We start from the raw sequence: 14,294 nt of genomic DNA, 5'->3' as shown, positions 1-14,294 counted from the left end.
ATGGGGCATGAGTAAGCGCTGAAGCGCTTACTCATGCCGACAGGAGATATGGAGATGCAATCGACGATCAAACCCGTCGAGTACGACCGGCCCGTCGCAGCAGGGACCGTGTGCGGCGTCGGACAGGCATGGGCCAAGGTGCCCGACGCGCCGTCCGCCGACGAGCGCGCTGCGCTGAAGGCACGCATCAAGGCGTTGCTCGCCCGTGAAAAGGCCGTGCTGGTCGCCCACTACTACGTGGATGCCGAACTGCAGGAACTGGCCGACGAAACGGGCGGCTGCGTGGCCGATTCGCTCGAAATGGCCCGCTTCGGCCGCGACCACGACGCGCAGACGCTGGTCGTCGCCGGCGTGCGCTTCATGGGCGAAACCGCGAAGATCCTGAGCCCGAACAAGCGGATCCTGATGCCCGACCTCGACGCGACCTGTTCGCTCGACCTCGGCTGCCCGGTCGACGAATTCTCGGCGTTCTGCGATGCGCATCCGGACCGTACCGTCGTCGTCTACGCGAACACCAGCGCGGCCGTGAAGGCGCGCGCGGACTGGATGGTCACGTCGTCGATCGGCCTCGAGATCGTCGCCGACCTGCATGCACGCGGCGAAAAGATCATCTGGGCGCCGGACCGCCATCTGGGCAGCTATATCCAGAAAAAGACCGGCGCGGACATGCTGCTGTGGCAGGGCTCGTGCCTCGTCCACGATGAGTTCAAGGGCATCGAGCTCGACCTGCTGCGCGCCGAATATCCGGACGCGAAGGTGCTCGTGCATCCCGAATCGCCGGAAAACGTCGTGGCGCAGGCCGATGTCGTCGGTTCGACCACGCAACTGATCGACGCGGCCGTCAAGTTCGACGCGCAACGCTTCATCGTCGCGACCGATCTCGGCATCCTGCACAAGATGCAGCTTGCCGCACCCGGCAAGACCTTCATCGCCGCGCCGACGGCCGGCAACAGCGCGACCTGCAAGAGCTGCGCGCACTGCCCGTGGATGGCGATGAACGGCCTCGCGAACCTCGCCGACGTGCTCGAACGCGGGCACAACGAGATCTTCGTCGACCCGGCGATCGGCGCGCGCGCGCGGTTGCCGATCGACCGGATGCTCGAATTCGCGGCTGCACACAAGAAGCGCGTGCAGGCGAGCGGCGATCTGCAGCGCGACCAGCCCCTGTTCGCGAACGTGGGGGCGGCATGAGCAACGCCGTATCCCCGCTGTTCGAAGCCCTCCGCGCCCAATACGGTGCGGCCTTCGACGAAGCGATCGCGCGCAACGTGGCCGATGCGATCGCCGAAGACGTCGGCCCCGGCGACCAGACCGGGCGGCTCGTGCCGGCCGGCGAGCACCGCCGCGCGCGGATCATCGTGCGCGAGGAGGCCGTGCTGTGCGGCGTGCCGTGGTTCGACGGCGTGATCGCGCGGATCGATCCGTCGATCGCCGTGCAATGGCGCTATCGCGAAGGCGACCGGATGGCGCCCGATTCGACCGTGTGCGAACTCGAAGGGCCGGCGCGCGCGCTGCTGACGGCCGAGCGCAACGGGCTGAACTTCCTGCAGTTGCTGTCGGGGGTCGCGACCGCGACGCGCCGTTACGTCGATCGCGTCGAGGGCACGCGCGCGAAGATCCTCGACACGCGCAAGACGCTGCCGGGACTGCGGCTCGCGCAGAAGTACGCGGTGCGCGTGGGCGGCGGCGAGAACCAGCGTCTCGCACTGTACGACGGCATCCTGATCAAGGAGAACCACATCGCGGCGGCAGGCGGCGTGGGCGAGGCGCTCGACGCGGCGTTCGCGCTGGAGTCGGGCGTGCCGGTGCAGATCGAAGTCGAGACGCTCGCGCAGCTCGACACGGCGCTCGCGCATCGCGCGCAGTCGGTGCTGCTCGACAACTTCACGCTCGACATGATGCGCGAAGCGGTGCGCGTGACGGCGGGCAAGGCCGTGCTCGAGGTCTCGGGCGGCGTCAATTTCGATACGGTGCGCGCGTTCGCGGAGACGGGCGTCGATCGCATCTCGATCGGCGCGCTGACGAAGGACGTGCGGGCGACCGACTATTCGATGCGGATCGTCGACTGACCGAACGTCGTCTAATCAGACAAAAAGCCGTTGGCGCGCACACGCCAACGGCTTTTTTCTTGGGAGGCGCGCCGCTCAGCGGCGCACGCGCGGCGTGAGCACGCTCGGCAATGCCTTCGGCAGCGTATGCGGCCAGTCGCGGCTGTAGTGCAGCCCGCGGCTTTCGCGGCGCGAGTGCGCGCTCTTCACGATCAGCGTGGCCACGTCGACGAGGTTGCGCAGTTCGAGCAGATCCCGCGTCACGCGGAAATTCGCGTAGTACTCGTGGATCTCGTCGCGCAGCAGCGACAGCCGGTGCTTCGCGCGCTCGAGACGCTTGTCGGTGCGCACGATGCCGACGTAGTTCCACATCAGGCGGCGGAGTTCGTCCCAGTTGTGGGCCACGACGACTTCCTCGTCCGCATCCGACACGCGGCTTTCGTCCCATGCGGGCAGTGCGGTGGGCGTTTGGGCGTCGAAGCCGGCCGCTTCGATCGCTTCGGCCGCCGCGCGGCCGATCACGAGGCATTCGAGCAGCGAGTTGCTCGCGAGCCGGTTCGCGCCGTGCAGCCCCGTGTACGACGTTTCGCCGACCGCATACAGGCCGGCGAGATCGGTGCGCCCCGCGAGATCGGTGACGACGCCGCCGCACGTATAGTGCGCGGCCGGCACGACGGGGATCGGCTGTTTCGCGATGTCGATGCCGAATTCGAGGCAGCGCGCATGAATCGTCGGGAAATGTTCGCGCAGGAACGCTTCCGGCTGATGGCTGATGTCGAGATACACGCAGTCGATCCCGCGCTTCTTGATCTCGAAGTCGATCGCGCGCGCGACGATGTCGCGCGGCGCGAGCTCGGCGCGCGGATCGTGCGCGGGCATGAAGCGCGTGCCGTCGGGCAGCTTCAGCAGGCCGCCTTCGCCGCGCACGGCTTCCGAAATCAGGAACGATTTCGCGTACGGATGGAACAGGCAGGTCGGGTGGAACTGGATGAATTCCATGTTCGACACGCGGCAGCCGGCCCGCCATGCCATCGCGATGCCGTCGCCGGTCGCGGTGTCGGGGTTCGTCGTGTACAGGTAGACCTTGCCGGCGCCGCCGGTGGCGAGCACCGTATGCGGCGCCTCGATCGTGATCGTGCGGTCGTTGTCGACGTCGAGCGCATACAGGCCGTGACAGCGGCGGCCGGGCAGGCCGAGCCGGTCCGACGTGATCAGGTCGATCGCATGGTGGTTTTCGAAGAACGTGATGTTCGGATGCTGGCGCGCGCGCGCCGACAGCGTCGCGAGCACCGCATGGCCGGTCGCATCGGCCGCATGGATGATCCGGCGGTGGCTGTGGCCGCCTTCGCGCGTCAGGTGAAAGCCGAGTTCGGCCGCGTCGTCCTTCGTGAACGGCACGCCTTGCGAGATCAGCCATTCGATGGCTTCGCGGCCGTGCTCGACGATGTAGCGCGTCGCGCCTTCATCGCACAGGCCGCCACCGGCGACCAGCGTGTCGTCGACGTGGTTCTCGATGCTGTCCGCCGAGTCGAGGACCGCCGCGATGCCGCCCTGCGCGTGATCGCTCGCCCCCTCCATCAGCGAACGTTTCGCGATCAGCGCGACACGTCGCGTGCTGGCCAGGTTGAGTGCGACCGACAGCCCTGCCAGGCCGCTGCCGACGATCGCCACGTCGAATTTCATGCTGCATCTCCATCGTTACGCTTTTTGATCTTGCGTTCCGTCGGTCGTCGCCGCGGAAAGGGGAGAGCATACCGCGTCGGGCGCGAGCGCGCGCGGCAAAACAAAAAGCCCCGCAGTGCGGGGCTTTTCGGTCGCCGTCAGGCTGGCAGAAACCGGAGATTACTTGATCTTGGTTTCTTTGTATTCCACATGCTTGCGGACGACGGGATCGAACTTCTTGATCGCCATCTTTTCCGGCATGTTGCGCTTGTTCTTCGTGGTCGTGTAGAAGTGACCCGTACCAGCGGTCGACTCAAGCTTGATCTTGTCGCGGGCGCCTTTTGCCATGATTCTGCTCCTTGGGCTTAGGCTTCGCCGCGTGCGCGCAGGTCAGCGAGCACGGAATCGATGCCGTTCTTGTCGATCAGGCGCAGACCGGCGTTCGAGACGCGCAGACGCACCCAGCGGTTTTCGCTCTCAACCCAGAACCGGCGGTTTTGCAGGTTCGGGAGGAAGCGGCGCTTCGTCTTGTTGTTGGCGTGGGAAACGTTGTTGCCGCTCATCGGCGCTTTCCCAGTTACTTGGCATACGCGTGCCATGAGAGCACTCCTAATACGCTAAATTCGGGGTTCGATCGCCGGTGAAGGTTCCATCGCACCGCCACGTGATCCATGGCTGCACTCAGAACGCCGTAGCCCTTACAGACAAGGCCCTTCGATGGCTAGAACTGGTTGGAAAAAAGACAGACGGCGATTCTAGCAGAAAAAGTTCAGAAAAATCAAACCTAATTTCGCTTCGCTGTTGCGGCGCCCTGGGGAAGGGCCGCCGCGCCACAGTCTACAGCCAACCGGCCCGTGCGAACGAAAAAGTATCGCTTACGCCGACCACGACGTGATCGAGCAGCCGCACGTCGACGAGCTCGAGCGCGTCCTTCAGCACGCGGGTCAGGCGGCGGTCTTCCGCGCTCGGCTGCACCGCGCCCGACGGATGATTGTGCGCGACGATCAGCGCCGCGGCATTCTGTTTCATCGCCTGGCGCACGATCTCGCGCGGGTAGACGGCCATGCGCGTGAGCGAGCCGCGCGCGATTTCCTCCATGTCGATCATGCGGTTGCGAGCGTCGAGGTAGACCGCGACGAACACTTCGTGCGGAAGCGTGCCGATCTTCATTCGCAGGCAATCCTCGACGGCGCCGGGCGAATCGATCTGCATGCCGTCCCGTGCCTTCTCCTCCAGCATGCGCCGCGCGATCTCGGTGACCGCGACCAGCCGCGCGGAGCGCGCGGGGCCGATGCCGGGGTGCGCCTCGAAATCGTCGGCGCCTGATTCGAGCAATCCGCGCAGCGACTTGTATTGACCGATCAGTTCGCGGGCGATGACGAACACATCGTGACCGGGCTTGCCGGTGCCGAGCAGCAGCGCGATCAGCTCGTCGTCGGTCAGCGCGGCCGGCCCGCGCTCCAGTAGCCGTTCGCGAGGCCGCTCGGGCCGCCAGTCGGCCGGGCGGCGCTTGCGCCGCTGGATCGGGATCACGCGGGCCGGCGGATTGGCCGGCGCATCGGGGCTGTGGCGGCATTCGGCCGACGGCAGGATGAGGCAGGGTGACGGCATGGTCTGAACTCCATTGGCGGCGGGCGGCGTGCGCAACGTCGTCGCACTTTCCGCCTTGCACGCTCAGGTGACTTACAATATTGGCTTTGCGCCGGGCCATTCGGCCGTAGCGGGCGCCGACCGAACGAGTAATTCATGAGCCTCATCGATCTATCCGAAGTGAAGCCCGGTTCCCACGTCACGTTGCATTACCGGCTCGCACTGGCCGACGGCGCCGACATCGTCAACACCTTCTCGGACAAGCCGGCCACGCTGTTGCTGGGCGCGGGGCAACTGGCGCCGTCGCTGGAACAGATTCTGCTCGGGCTCCGGGTCGGCGACCACTCGACTTTTCAGCTAACCCCGGAGCAGGGGTTCGGTCCCCGCAATCCCGACATGCTCCAGCGCGTGACGCTGTCGACGCTGCGCGAGAACGGGATGGTCGGCGACGACTTCACGCCGGGCGAACTCATCGAGTTCAATGCACCGGATGGCGGTCGCTACGCGGGGGTGCTGAAGGAAGTCGGCGAGACCTCGGCGCTGTTCGACTTCAACCATCCGCTCGCGGGCCAGGCGCTCACGTTCGAAGTGAAAATCATCGGAATCCTGTAATCATGAGTACCACCGATACGCTGTCCGGGCAGACGGTCGCCGCCGACGCCGAAATCCTGCTGGCGCAGCCGCGCGGTTTCTGCGCTGGCGTCGACCGCGCAATCGAGATCGTCGAGCGCGCCATCGCGATGCACGGCGCGCCGATCTACGTGCGTCACGAAATCGTCCACAACAAGTACGTGGTCGAGGATCTGAAGAAGAAGGGCGCGATCTTCGTCGAGGAACTCGAGGAAGTGCCGGCCGGCAATACCGTGATCTTCAGTGCGCACGGCGTGTCGAAAGCCGTGCGCGACGAGGCCGACGTGCGCGGCCTGCGCATTTACGACGCAACCTGCCCGCTCGTCACGAAGGTGCACGTCGAAGTGGCGAAGATGCGCCAGGACGGCGTCGACATCGTCATGATCGGGCACAAGGGCCATCCGGAAGTGGAAGGCACGATGGGCCAGGTCGAGCGCGGCATGCACCTCGTCGAGAGCGTCGAGGACGTGCAGAAGCTCGAGCTCGCCGATCCCGAACGCATCGCGCTCGTCACGCAGACGACGCTGTCCGTCGACGACGCGGCCGAGATCATCGGCGCGCTGAAGGCGAAGTATCCGAAGATTCGCGAGCCGAAGAAGCAGGACATCTGCTACGCGACGCAGAACCGCCAGGACGCGGTGAAGTTCATGGCGCCGCAATGCGATGTCGTGATCGTGGTCGGCAGCCCGAACAGCTCGAATTCGAGCCGGCTGCGCGAAGTGGCCGAAAAGCGCGGCGTGGCCGCGTACATGGTCGATGCGCCCGATCAGATCGATCCGGCGTGGGTCGCCGGCAAGCGTCGCATCGGCGTGACGGCCGGCGCGTCGGCGCCCGAGGTGCTCGCCCAGGCCGTCATCGCGCGGCTGCGCGAACTCGGCGTGCGCAACGTCCGCGCACTCGACGGCATCGAGGAAAACGTGTCGTTTCCGCTGCCGCGCGGGTTGAACCTGCCGCCCGCCGCCTGATTGCCGCATCGCACCCTGCGGAACACCGAAGCGCGCCCTTGCGGCGCGCTTTTTTTGTGCCGCCGAATTCAAATCGCAACCATTATTCCCAGTTGTGGTGCAACCCGGTTGCTCCCGCCGCGCGCAATCGTGTCTCAAAATTGGTTGCAATGCAGGAAAACCCCATCGAATCAGGAATATTGGCGGCCTGTAAATGGAGTTACAATGCGCCCGTTTTCAAGCCGGAATGGCTTTGAAACGGGTTTTGGCAAGGCGCGGGAGACCATTCAATGCATGTGAAGTTGGCTTACGCCGTGTCCGTCGCCGCACCGGTTGCAATGCTTGCCGGCTGCAGCAAAAAGAGCGACGACGAGGCGGGCAGGGAAGCTGCGGGGTTCGCGGCGCCATCGGCCAGCGGCGTGCGCGCCGCCGGAGCCGGACGGGCGGCGCCATCGGCGCGCCGTATCGCGCAACTGGGCAAGGAAAACGGGGCACGTTTGACGATCGAGGAAATCAACGCGCTTGGACCGGCGACCGGTCCGGCAGCGGGCCTGCCGGCTGCATCGCGGCAAGCCGCCGATCGACGGCTGCCGCACGATCGCGGCGTGGCCGGCAGCGTGCCGAGCCCACTGTTCCCCCTTCAATTCGATTCGACGAAACAGCGCGCCGCCGCGACCGACCGTGTCGTGGCGCGCCGTCTGGTTCGTACGATGGATTCCGATGCGGTCCTGACGAACGTCGGGCGCGGCCGTCGCGACGCCTTGACGGGCGACGCGGCGCGGAATCCGATCCGTCCTGGCGCGATGCTTGCATGGCACCGGACGGGCCAAGGCACGGATGCCGGGAAACCGGACGACGGCCGTCTCGGCATGCTGCCCCACGACTTCAAGGAGGCCACGAACACCGTCCTCGATGTCGTGACGATTTAGCGACGGGACTCATGACGGCACCGGAACAGTGCGGTGCCGTTTTTGTATCCGCTTCGGCGGCAGGCTCGGCCGTACACGCCGGGCGGCGCGCGCCGGAACGATCCACCCTTACCGGTATCGACTAGTACCCGCAGTGTCGCCGAGAAGGCGCGATTCCTCGCTTACCCGCGGGGCGCAACGTCCTCCGGCAGCACGGGCCAAGGAGCTTTAAATGGATATTTTCGTCCAGCAGGTTCTCAACGGGCTGGTGCTCGGCAGTGTGTACGCCATCATCGCGTTGGGATACACGATGGTGTACGGCATTCTCGGCATCATCAACTTCGCGCACGGCGACGTGCTGATGATCGGCGCGATGGTCGCGCTGTCGGCCATCACCGTGCTGCAGAACCACTTTCCCGGACTCGGCAACGTCGCGACGCTGACGATCGGCCTGGGCATCGCCGCGGTCGTCTGTGCGTTCGTCGGCTTCACGATCGAGCGTGTCGCGTACCGGCCGCTGCGCCGCGCGCCGCGCCTTGCGCCGCTGATCACCGCGATCGGTGTGTCGATCCTGCTGCAGACGGCTGCGATGATCATCTGGTCGCGCAACCCGCTGCCGTTCCCGCAATTGCTGCCGACCGATCCGATCAACGTGATCAAGGCCACCGACACGACGCCCGGCGCCGTGATCTCGGTCACCGAAATCGTGATCATCGCGGTCGCGTTCATCGTGATGGGCGGCCTGCTGCTGCTCGTGCACAAGACCAAGCTCGGCCGCGCGATGCGCGCGATCGCCGAAAGCCCGAATACGGCGAGCCTGATGGGCGTGAACCCGAACTTCGTGATCTCCGCGACGTTCATGATCGGGTCCGCGCTCGCCGCGCTGGCCGGCGTGATGATCGCGTCCGAATACGGCAACGTGCACTTCTACATGGGCTTCATCCCCGGCATGAAGGCGTTCACGGCCGCGGTGCTCGGCGGGATCGGCAACCTCGGCGGCGCGATGGTCGGCGGCGTGCTGCTCGGCCTGATCGAGCAGCTCGGGGCCGGCTACATCGGCAACCTCACGGGCGGCGTATTCGGCAGCAACTACCAGGACGTATTCGCCTTCGTCGTGCTGATCATCGTGCTGGTGTTCCGTCCGTCGGGCCTGCTGGGCGAACGTGTCGCGGACCGCGCGTAACGGAAGGGGAGCAAACAACATGACATCCATTCAACCGATCGAATCGTCGACGTCGCTCGTCGAAGAGCGCAACACCGCCAAGACCGTCGTCATCGGCCTGCTCACGGCGGTCCTCGTGATCGCCGCGCCGATCGTGATCGGCTCGGCCGGCGGCAACTACTGGGTCCGCGTGCTCGACTTCGCGATGCTGTACGTGATGCTCGCGCTGGGCCTGAACGTGGTGGTCGGCTTCGCCGGCCTGCTCGACCTCGGCTACATCGCGTTCTACGCGGTGGGCGCCTACACGGCGGCGCTGCTGAGTTCGCCGCACCTGACCTCCCAGTTCGAGTGGATCGCGGCGCTCGCGCCGAACGGGCTGCACATCCCGTTCCTGATCATCGTGCCGATCGCGATGGCATTGGCGGCGACCTTCGGGATCCTGCTCGGCGCGCCGACGCTGCGCCTGCGCGGCGACTATCTGGCGATCGTCACGCTCGGCTTCGGTGAAATCGTCCGGATCTTCATGAACAACCTCGATCGTCCGGTGAACATCACCAACGGCCCGAAGGGGATCACGGGCATCGATCCGGTGCACATCGGCGGTTTCAATCTCGCGCAGACGCATACGCTGTTCGGCTTCCAGCTGCCGTCGGTGTACATGTACTACTACCTGTTCGTGCTCTGCTCGCTGCTGGTGATCTGGGTGTGTACGCGTCTGCAGCACTCGCGTATCGGCCGCGCGTGGGCCGCGATCCGCGAAGACGAGATCGCCGCGAAGGCAATGGGCATCAACACCCGTAACGTGAAGCTGCTCGCGTTCGCGATGGGCGCGTCGTTCGGCGGCCTGTCGGGCTCGATGTTCGGCGCGTTCCAGGGCTTCGTGTCGCCCGAGTCGTTCACGTTCTGGGAATCGATCGTCGTGCTCGCCTGCGTGGTGCTCGGCGGCATGGGCCACATCCCGGGCGTGATCCTGGGCGCGGTGCTGCTCGCGATCTTCCCGGAATTCCTGCGTTCGACGATGAGCCCGCTGCAGCATGCGCTGTTCGGTCACGACATCGTCGATACGGAAGTGATCCGTCAGGCGCTGTACGGCCTCGCGATGGTGATCATCATGCTGTATCGCTCGGAAGGCCTGTGGCCCGCGCCGAAGCATGAGGACAAGATCGCGAAACTGGCGAAGCGCAACGGCAAGAAGCCGGTGCGCGCTTAATCGACGGACAAGGGGATAAACACATGAGCGACAAGCAAATCCGACTGTCCGTCTCGGGCGTGAACAAGCGCTTCGGCGGGCTGCAGGCACTGTCCGACGTCGGCCTGCAGATCAAGGAAGGCGAGATCTACGGGCTGATCGGCCCGAACGGCGCCGGCAAGACCACGTTCTTCAACGTGATCACGGGCCTCTACACGCCGGACTCCGGTGATTTCAAGCTGGACGGCCAGAACTACACGCCGACGGCCGTGCACCAGGTGGCCAAGGCCGGCATCGCGCGCACGTTCCAGAACATCCGCCTGTTCGGCGGGATGACGGCGCTCGAGAACGTGATGGTGGGCCGCCACGTGCGCACCAAGCACGGGTTGCTCGGCGCGGTGTTCCAGACGCCGGCCGAGCGCCAGGAAGAGCGCGAGATCAAGGAGCGCGCGATCGAGCTGCTCGACTACGTCGGCGTGCTGCAGTACGCCGACTACACGTCGCGCAACCTGTCGTATGGTCACCAGCGTCGGCTCGAAATCGCGCGCGCATTGGCGACCGACCCGAAGCTGCTCGCGCTCGACGAGCCGGCAGCCGGGATGAACGCGACCGAGAAGGTCGAACTCACGCGCCTGCTCGACAAGATCCGCTCGGACGGCCGCACGATCCTGCTGATCGAGCACGACGTGAAGCTCGTGATGGGTCTGTGCAACCGGATGACGGTGCTCGATTACGGCAAGGTGATCGCCGAGGGTCTGCCGCAGGACGTGCAGAAGAATCCGAAGGTGATTGAGGCATATCTCGGCGCAGGGGTGCACTGATGGCAGCGGCAATGTTGAAAATCAAGGGCTTGCAGGTCAACTACGGCGGCATCCAGGCCGTCAAGGGCGTTGACATGGAAGTCCGCCAGGGCGAGCTCGTGACGCTGATCGGCGCGAACGGCGCCGGCAAGACCACGACGATGAAGGCGATCACCGGCCTGAAACCGTATTCGGCCGGCGACATCGAGTACGAAGGCAAGTCGATCAAGGGCGTGCCGTCGCACGAACTGCTCAAGCGCGGCCTCGCGATGGTGCCGGAAGGCCGCGGGATCTTCGCGCGGATGTCGATCATCGAGAACATGCAGATGGGCGCGTACCTGCGCAACGACAAGGAGCAGATCAAGAAGGACGTCGACCGGATGTTCGGCTTCTTCCCGCGCCTGAAGGAACGGGCGACGCAGCTCGCGGGCACGCTGTCGGGCGGCGAGCAGCAGATGCTGGCGATGTCGCGCGCGATTTTGAGCAAGCCCAAGCTGCTGCTGCTCGACGAGCCGTCGATGGGCCTGTCGCCGATCATGGTCGAGAAGATCTTCGAAGTGGTGCGCGAGATCTCGAAGGAAGGCATCACGGTGCTGCTGGTCGAGCAGAACGCACGCCTCGCGCTGCAGGCGGCCGACCGCGGCTACGTGATGGATTCGGGCACGGTCACGATGGAAGGCGACGCGAAGCAGATGCTCGACGATCCGAAGGTGCGGGCCGCGTATCTGGGCGAGTAAGCGATCGAGCGAACGAGTCCGGTTGCGTGCGTCGCGCCCGGGCTGTCGAAAAGCCGTCACGGGAAGCAACCGTGACGGCTTTTTTTCGTTTTGCGATTCGCGTCGAACGCCGCGCGCACAGGAGACTCCATTCGATTGTTGCGCCGCGCGTGCGGCTGGCGGGCCGGTCGCCCCTGGCCGGGCACCCCTGGCCGGGCGCCCGCAAACCGACACACGGGCCGCGTAGCATCGATCACCCATCGGCACCTGGAGAACACGCATGAGTCTGGACTACGGTTTCGTGAAGGCGAAGGTGAAGTCGGTGGCGAAGCTGAAAGGCTCGCCGCACGGCAGCGAGATCCAGTATCACGTTCACCTGACGCTGGCGCTGCCGGCGGGAGACTGGGACGTCGCGATCAACGTCGGCACCAACGACGCGGACGATCTGCTGAACTACAAGCTCGTCTACGATTTTCACCATCCGCTCACGCAGACGCTCGCCGCGGCGGCCGAAGGCTACACGGACCTGACCGGCCAAACGGCGTTGCCCGCGCTCGACTATCTGCGCAGCGACGTCCTGAACGACACGGGGGCGTGGCGCGCGAGCGCCGTGATGGATGGCGCCGAGAACGCGGAACCGATCCCGTCGCTGCTGCGGCTCGTCAATGCGGCGCAGTCGCAGGGGCTCGACGTCGTCGTGTTCGGCCGCACCTATGCGCAAGGCAACGGCATCCACGACGCGCACATGAACCAGGGTTCGACGGGCCCGAACTACCTGCATCGCGCGGGCGACGACCACAACGATCACAACGACGTGTGGCAGGACGGCGCGCTGATCGTGCGCGTGAGCGACACGCAGTGGGCCGCGTATTTCGCGGCGTTCGAACAGCAGGCCGTGCCGACCGACGCGCTCGGCAATCCGCTGCCGGGCGCGGGGCCGATCACGCGCTGAAGCGAGGCGACTGCCGGCCTCGTCAGGCCGACAGCGTCTTGCCGAACGAAATCCGTTCCTCGACGCGATAGCCGAGCGCCGCGTAGAAGCGGCATGCGTCGTCGTTGCCGGGCAGCACCTGCAGGTTGATCTTCAGGCAGCCGCGCGCGGCGAGCGCGCGTTCCGCATGCGCGATCAGCGCGCGGCCGACGCCGAGCCGGCGTGCGTCGTTCGCGACGCCGAACGAGTAGAGCCAGCCGCGATGTCCGTCGAAACCGGCCATCAGCGTGCCGACGACGCGCGCGCCGCTGGTCGCGACGAAGAACAGTTCCGGCTGCGTCGCGAGCTTCAGCTCGATCGATCGCAGCGGATCGCGGTGCGGCGGCGCTGCGGCGTCGTCGTATTGCGGGAACGCATCGCGCCATACCGCGAGCACGGCATCGGTGTCGGCGCGTTCGAACGGGCGGATCGCGACAGCATTGGCGGCGGCATCCATCGCGGCGGTCTCCTTACAGCGTGTCGAGGATCGACCGCAACATCGCCATCATCTGGTCGATTTCCTCGGTCGTCACGTTCAGCGCGGGCATGAAGCGCAGCAGGTTCGGCCGGGCGGCGTTCAGCAGCAGGCCGTCCGGCTGCATGTCGCGCGCCTTCTCGACGATCTGCGGGCCGATGTCCTTGCCGAGCAGCAGCGCGCGCAGCAGGCCTTCGCCGCGTTCGCCCTCGAAGCCGCGTTCCTCCGACAGCTCGAGCAGCTTGCGCTTCAGGTACTCGCCGCGTTCGCGCACGCCTTCGAGGAAGCCGGGCGCGACGAGCTGCGAGATGACCGAATAGCCGACCGCCGTCATCAGCGGGTTGCCGTTGTACGTGCCGCCCTGGTCGCCGGCCTCGAACACCGCGACGTCGGCCTTCGACAGCAGTGCGCCGAGCGGTGCGCCGCCGCCGATGCCCTTCGCGAGCGTCATGACGTCCGGCTCGATGCCGGACAGCTCGTACGCGAACAGCGTGCCCGCGCGGCCGCAACCGCTCTGCACTTCGTCGACGATCAGCAGCAGGTCGTGCTGTTTCGTCAGCGCGCGCAGCGCCTGCATGAATTCACGCGTGGCCGGGATCACGCCGCCTTCGCCCTGGATCGGCTCGAGCATCACGGCGACGGTCTTGTCGGTGATCAGCTTCTCGACCGACTCGATGTTGTTCAGCTCGGCCTTCGGGAAGCCCGGCACCTGCGGCGCGTAGATCGTGTCCCAGCCCGGCTTGCCGCTGGCCGACATCGTCGCGAGCGTGCGACCGTGGAAGCTGTGGTCGAACGTGATGATCTCGTACGCGCCGTTCTTGAACTTGCGGCCCCACTTGCGCGCGAGCTTGATCGCGCCTTCGTTCGCCTCGGCGCCGCTGTTCGTGAAGAACACCTTGTCGAACACGCTGTGCTGCGTGAGCAGGCCCGCGAGCTTCGCCATCGGCTCGTTGTAGAACGCCGGCGACGGGTTCAGCAGCTTTTCGGCCTGCGTCTTCAGCGCTTCGACGATGCCGTCGTTGCAGTGGCCGAGGCTGTTGACGGCCCAGCCCTGGATGAAGTCCAGATAGCGCTTGCCGGTGTGATCGTAGAGCCACGACCCCTTGCCGTGCGTAAACACGATGTCGGGGCGGTTCGTGATGTACATCAGCGAGTCGATCGGATAATCGTTCAGGGGCATGGCAGCAGACTCCAGCGGGC

Annotated in this window: 16 protein-coding genes; 10 read left to right on the top strand and 6 right to left on the bottom strand. The window is 65.8% G+C overall.

Annotated features, from left to right (window positions below):
- Nucleotides 1-54: 54 nt before the first annotated feature.
- Nucleotides 55-1,191: a quinolinate synthase NadA gene (gene nadA, locus CFB89_RS13080; protein ID WP_089468276.1), complete on the top strand. Its 1,137-nt coding sequence runs from the start codon at nt 55-57 to the stop codon at nt 1,189-1,191.
- Complete coding sequence (gene nadC / locus CFB89_RS13075) at nt 1,188-2,069, top strand: carboxylating nicotinate-nucleotide diphosphorylase (RefSeq protein WP_089468242.1); 882 nt, start codon at nt 1,188-1,190, stop codon at nt 2,067-2,069. Before nadA ends, nadC begins: the two co-directional genes overlap by 4 nt.
- 75 nt (nt 2,070-2,144) lie before the next feature.
- Here nadC and nadB read toward each other — a convergent pair whose 3' ends face one another.
- The 4 genes from nadB to radC all read right to left on the bottom strand — a co-directional run bounded on the left by nadB (nt 2,145) and on the right by radC (nt 5,321).
- Complete coding sequence (gene nadB, locus CFB89_RS13070) at nt 2,145-3,731, bottom strand: L-aspartate oxidase (protein WP_089468241.1); 1,587 nt, start codon at nt 3,729-3,731, stop codon at nt 2,145-2,147.
- A 159-nt stretch (nt 3,732-3,890) separates the two neighbouring features.
- Nucleotides 3,891-4,058, bottom strand: a complete 168-nt coding sequence (rpmG, locus tag CFB89_RS13065; protein ID WP_006478046.1) for a 50S ribosomal protein L33 — start codon at nt 4,056-4,058, stop codon at nt 3,891-3,893.
- 17 nt (nt 4,059-4,075) lie between these two features.
- Nucleotides 4,076-4,309: a 50S ribosomal protein L28 gene (gene rpmB, locus CFB89_RS13060; protein ID WP_004186391.1), complete on the bottom strand. Its 234-nt coding sequence runs from the start codon at nt 4,307-4,309 to the stop codon at nt 4,076-4,078.
- Between the two features lie 238 nt (nt 4,310-4,547).
- The gene (gene radC, locus CFB89_RS13055; protein ID WP_089468240.1) at nt 4,548-5,321 is read right to left on the bottom strand and encodes a DNA repair protein RadC; all 774 of its coding nucleotides are present in this window, start codon (nt 5,319-5,321) and stop codon (nt 4,548-4,550) included.
- Between the two features lie 135 nt (nt 5,322-5,456).
- On the opposite strand from radC, the gene CFB89_RS13050 reads away from it, so the two are divergent.
- The 8 genes from CFB89_RS13050 (at nt 5,457) to CFB89_RS13015 (ending at nt 12,601) form a co-directional block, all read left to right on the top strand.
- Complete coding sequence (locus tag CFB89_RS13050) at nt 5,457-5,912, top strand: peptidylprolyl isomerase (protein ID WP_089468239.1); 456 nt, start codon at nt 5,457-5,459, stop codon at nt 5,910-5,912.
- A gap of 2 nt (nt 5,913-5,914) precedes the next feature.
- Complete coding sequence (gene ispH / locus CFB89_RS13045) at nt 5,915-6,895, top strand: 4-hydroxy-3-methylbut-2-enyl diphosphate reductase (protein WP_006488968.1); 981 nt, start codon at nt 5,915-5,917, stop codon at nt 6,893-6,895.
- A 269-nt stretch (nt 6,896-7,164) separates the two neighbouring features.
- Nucleotides 7,165-7,803: an amino acid-binding protein gene (locus CFB89_RS13040; protein ID WP_089468238.1), complete on the top strand. Its 639-nt coding sequence runs from the start codon at nt 7,165-7,167 to the stop codon at nt 7,801-7,803.
- A gap of 211 nt (nt 7,804-8,014) precedes the next feature.
- On the top strand, nt 8,015-8,965 hold the full coding sequence (locus CFB89_RS13035; RefSeq protein WP_006478051.1) for a branched-chain amino acid ABC transporter permease: 951 nt from the start codon (nt 8,015-8,017) through the stop codon (nt 8,963-8,965).
- A 19-nt stretch (nt 8,966-8,984) separates the two neighbouring features.
- Nucleotides 8,985-10,154, top strand: a complete 1,170-nt coding sequence (locus CFB89_RS13030) for an ABC transporter ATP-binding protein (RefSeq protein WP_089468237.1) — start codon at nt 8,985-8,987, stop codon at nt 10,152-10,154.
- 23 nt (nt 10,155-10,177) lie between these two features.
- Nucleotides 10,178-10,954 carry an ABC transporter ATP-binding protein gene (locus tag CFB89_RS13025; RefSeq protein WP_059576822.1) on the top strand — a complete coding sequence of 259 codons (777 nt, stop codon included), beginning with the start codon at nt 10,178-10,180 and terminating at the stop codon, nt 10,952-10,954.
- A complete protein-coding gene (locus tag CFB89_RS13020; RefSeq protein ID WP_089468236.1) occupies nt 10,954-11,670 on the top strand; it encodes an ABC transporter ATP-binding protein in 717 nt (238 codons plus the stop codon). The genes CFB89_RS13025 and CFB89_RS13020 overlap by 1 nt, the downstream gene beginning before the upstream one ends.
- Before the next feature lie 259 nt (nt 11,671-11,929).
- Nucleotides 11,930-12,601, top strand: a complete 672-nt coding sequence (locus tag CFB89_RS13015; RefSeq protein WP_089468235.1) for a DUF2278 family protein — start codon at nt 11,930-11,932, stop codon at nt 12,599-12,601.
- A 22-nt stretch (nt 12,602-12,623) separates the two neighbouring features.
- On the opposite strand, the gene CFB89_RS13010 is transcribed toward CFB89_RS13015, so the two are convergent.
- Together CFB89_RS13010 and CFB89_RS13005 are read right to left on the bottom strand one after the other, a co-directional pair.
- Nucleotides 12,624-13,076 carry a GNAT family acetyltransferase gene (locus tag CFB89_RS13010; protein WP_089468234.1) on the bottom strand — a complete coding sequence of 151 codons (453 nt, stop codon included), beginning with the start codon at nt 13,074-13,076 and terminating at the stop codon, nt 12,624-12,626.
- 13 nt (nt 13,077-13,089) lie between these two features.
- A complete protein-coding gene (locus CFB89_RS13005; protein ID WP_089468233.1) occupies nt 13,090-14,274 on the bottom strand; it encodes an acetylornithine transaminase in 1,185 nt (394 codons plus the stop codon).
- Nucleotides 14,275-14,294: the final 20 nt, after the last annotated feature.

The organism is Burkholderia sp. AU16741, from assembly GCF_002223345.1.
GTDB classification, from domain to species: Bacteria; Pseudomonadota; Gammaproteobacteria; order Burkholderiales; family Burkholderiaceae; genus Burkholderia; species Burkholderia sola.
Note: the sequence above shows the minus strand (reverse complement) of the source record. Positions and strands in the feature narration are given on the sequence as shown.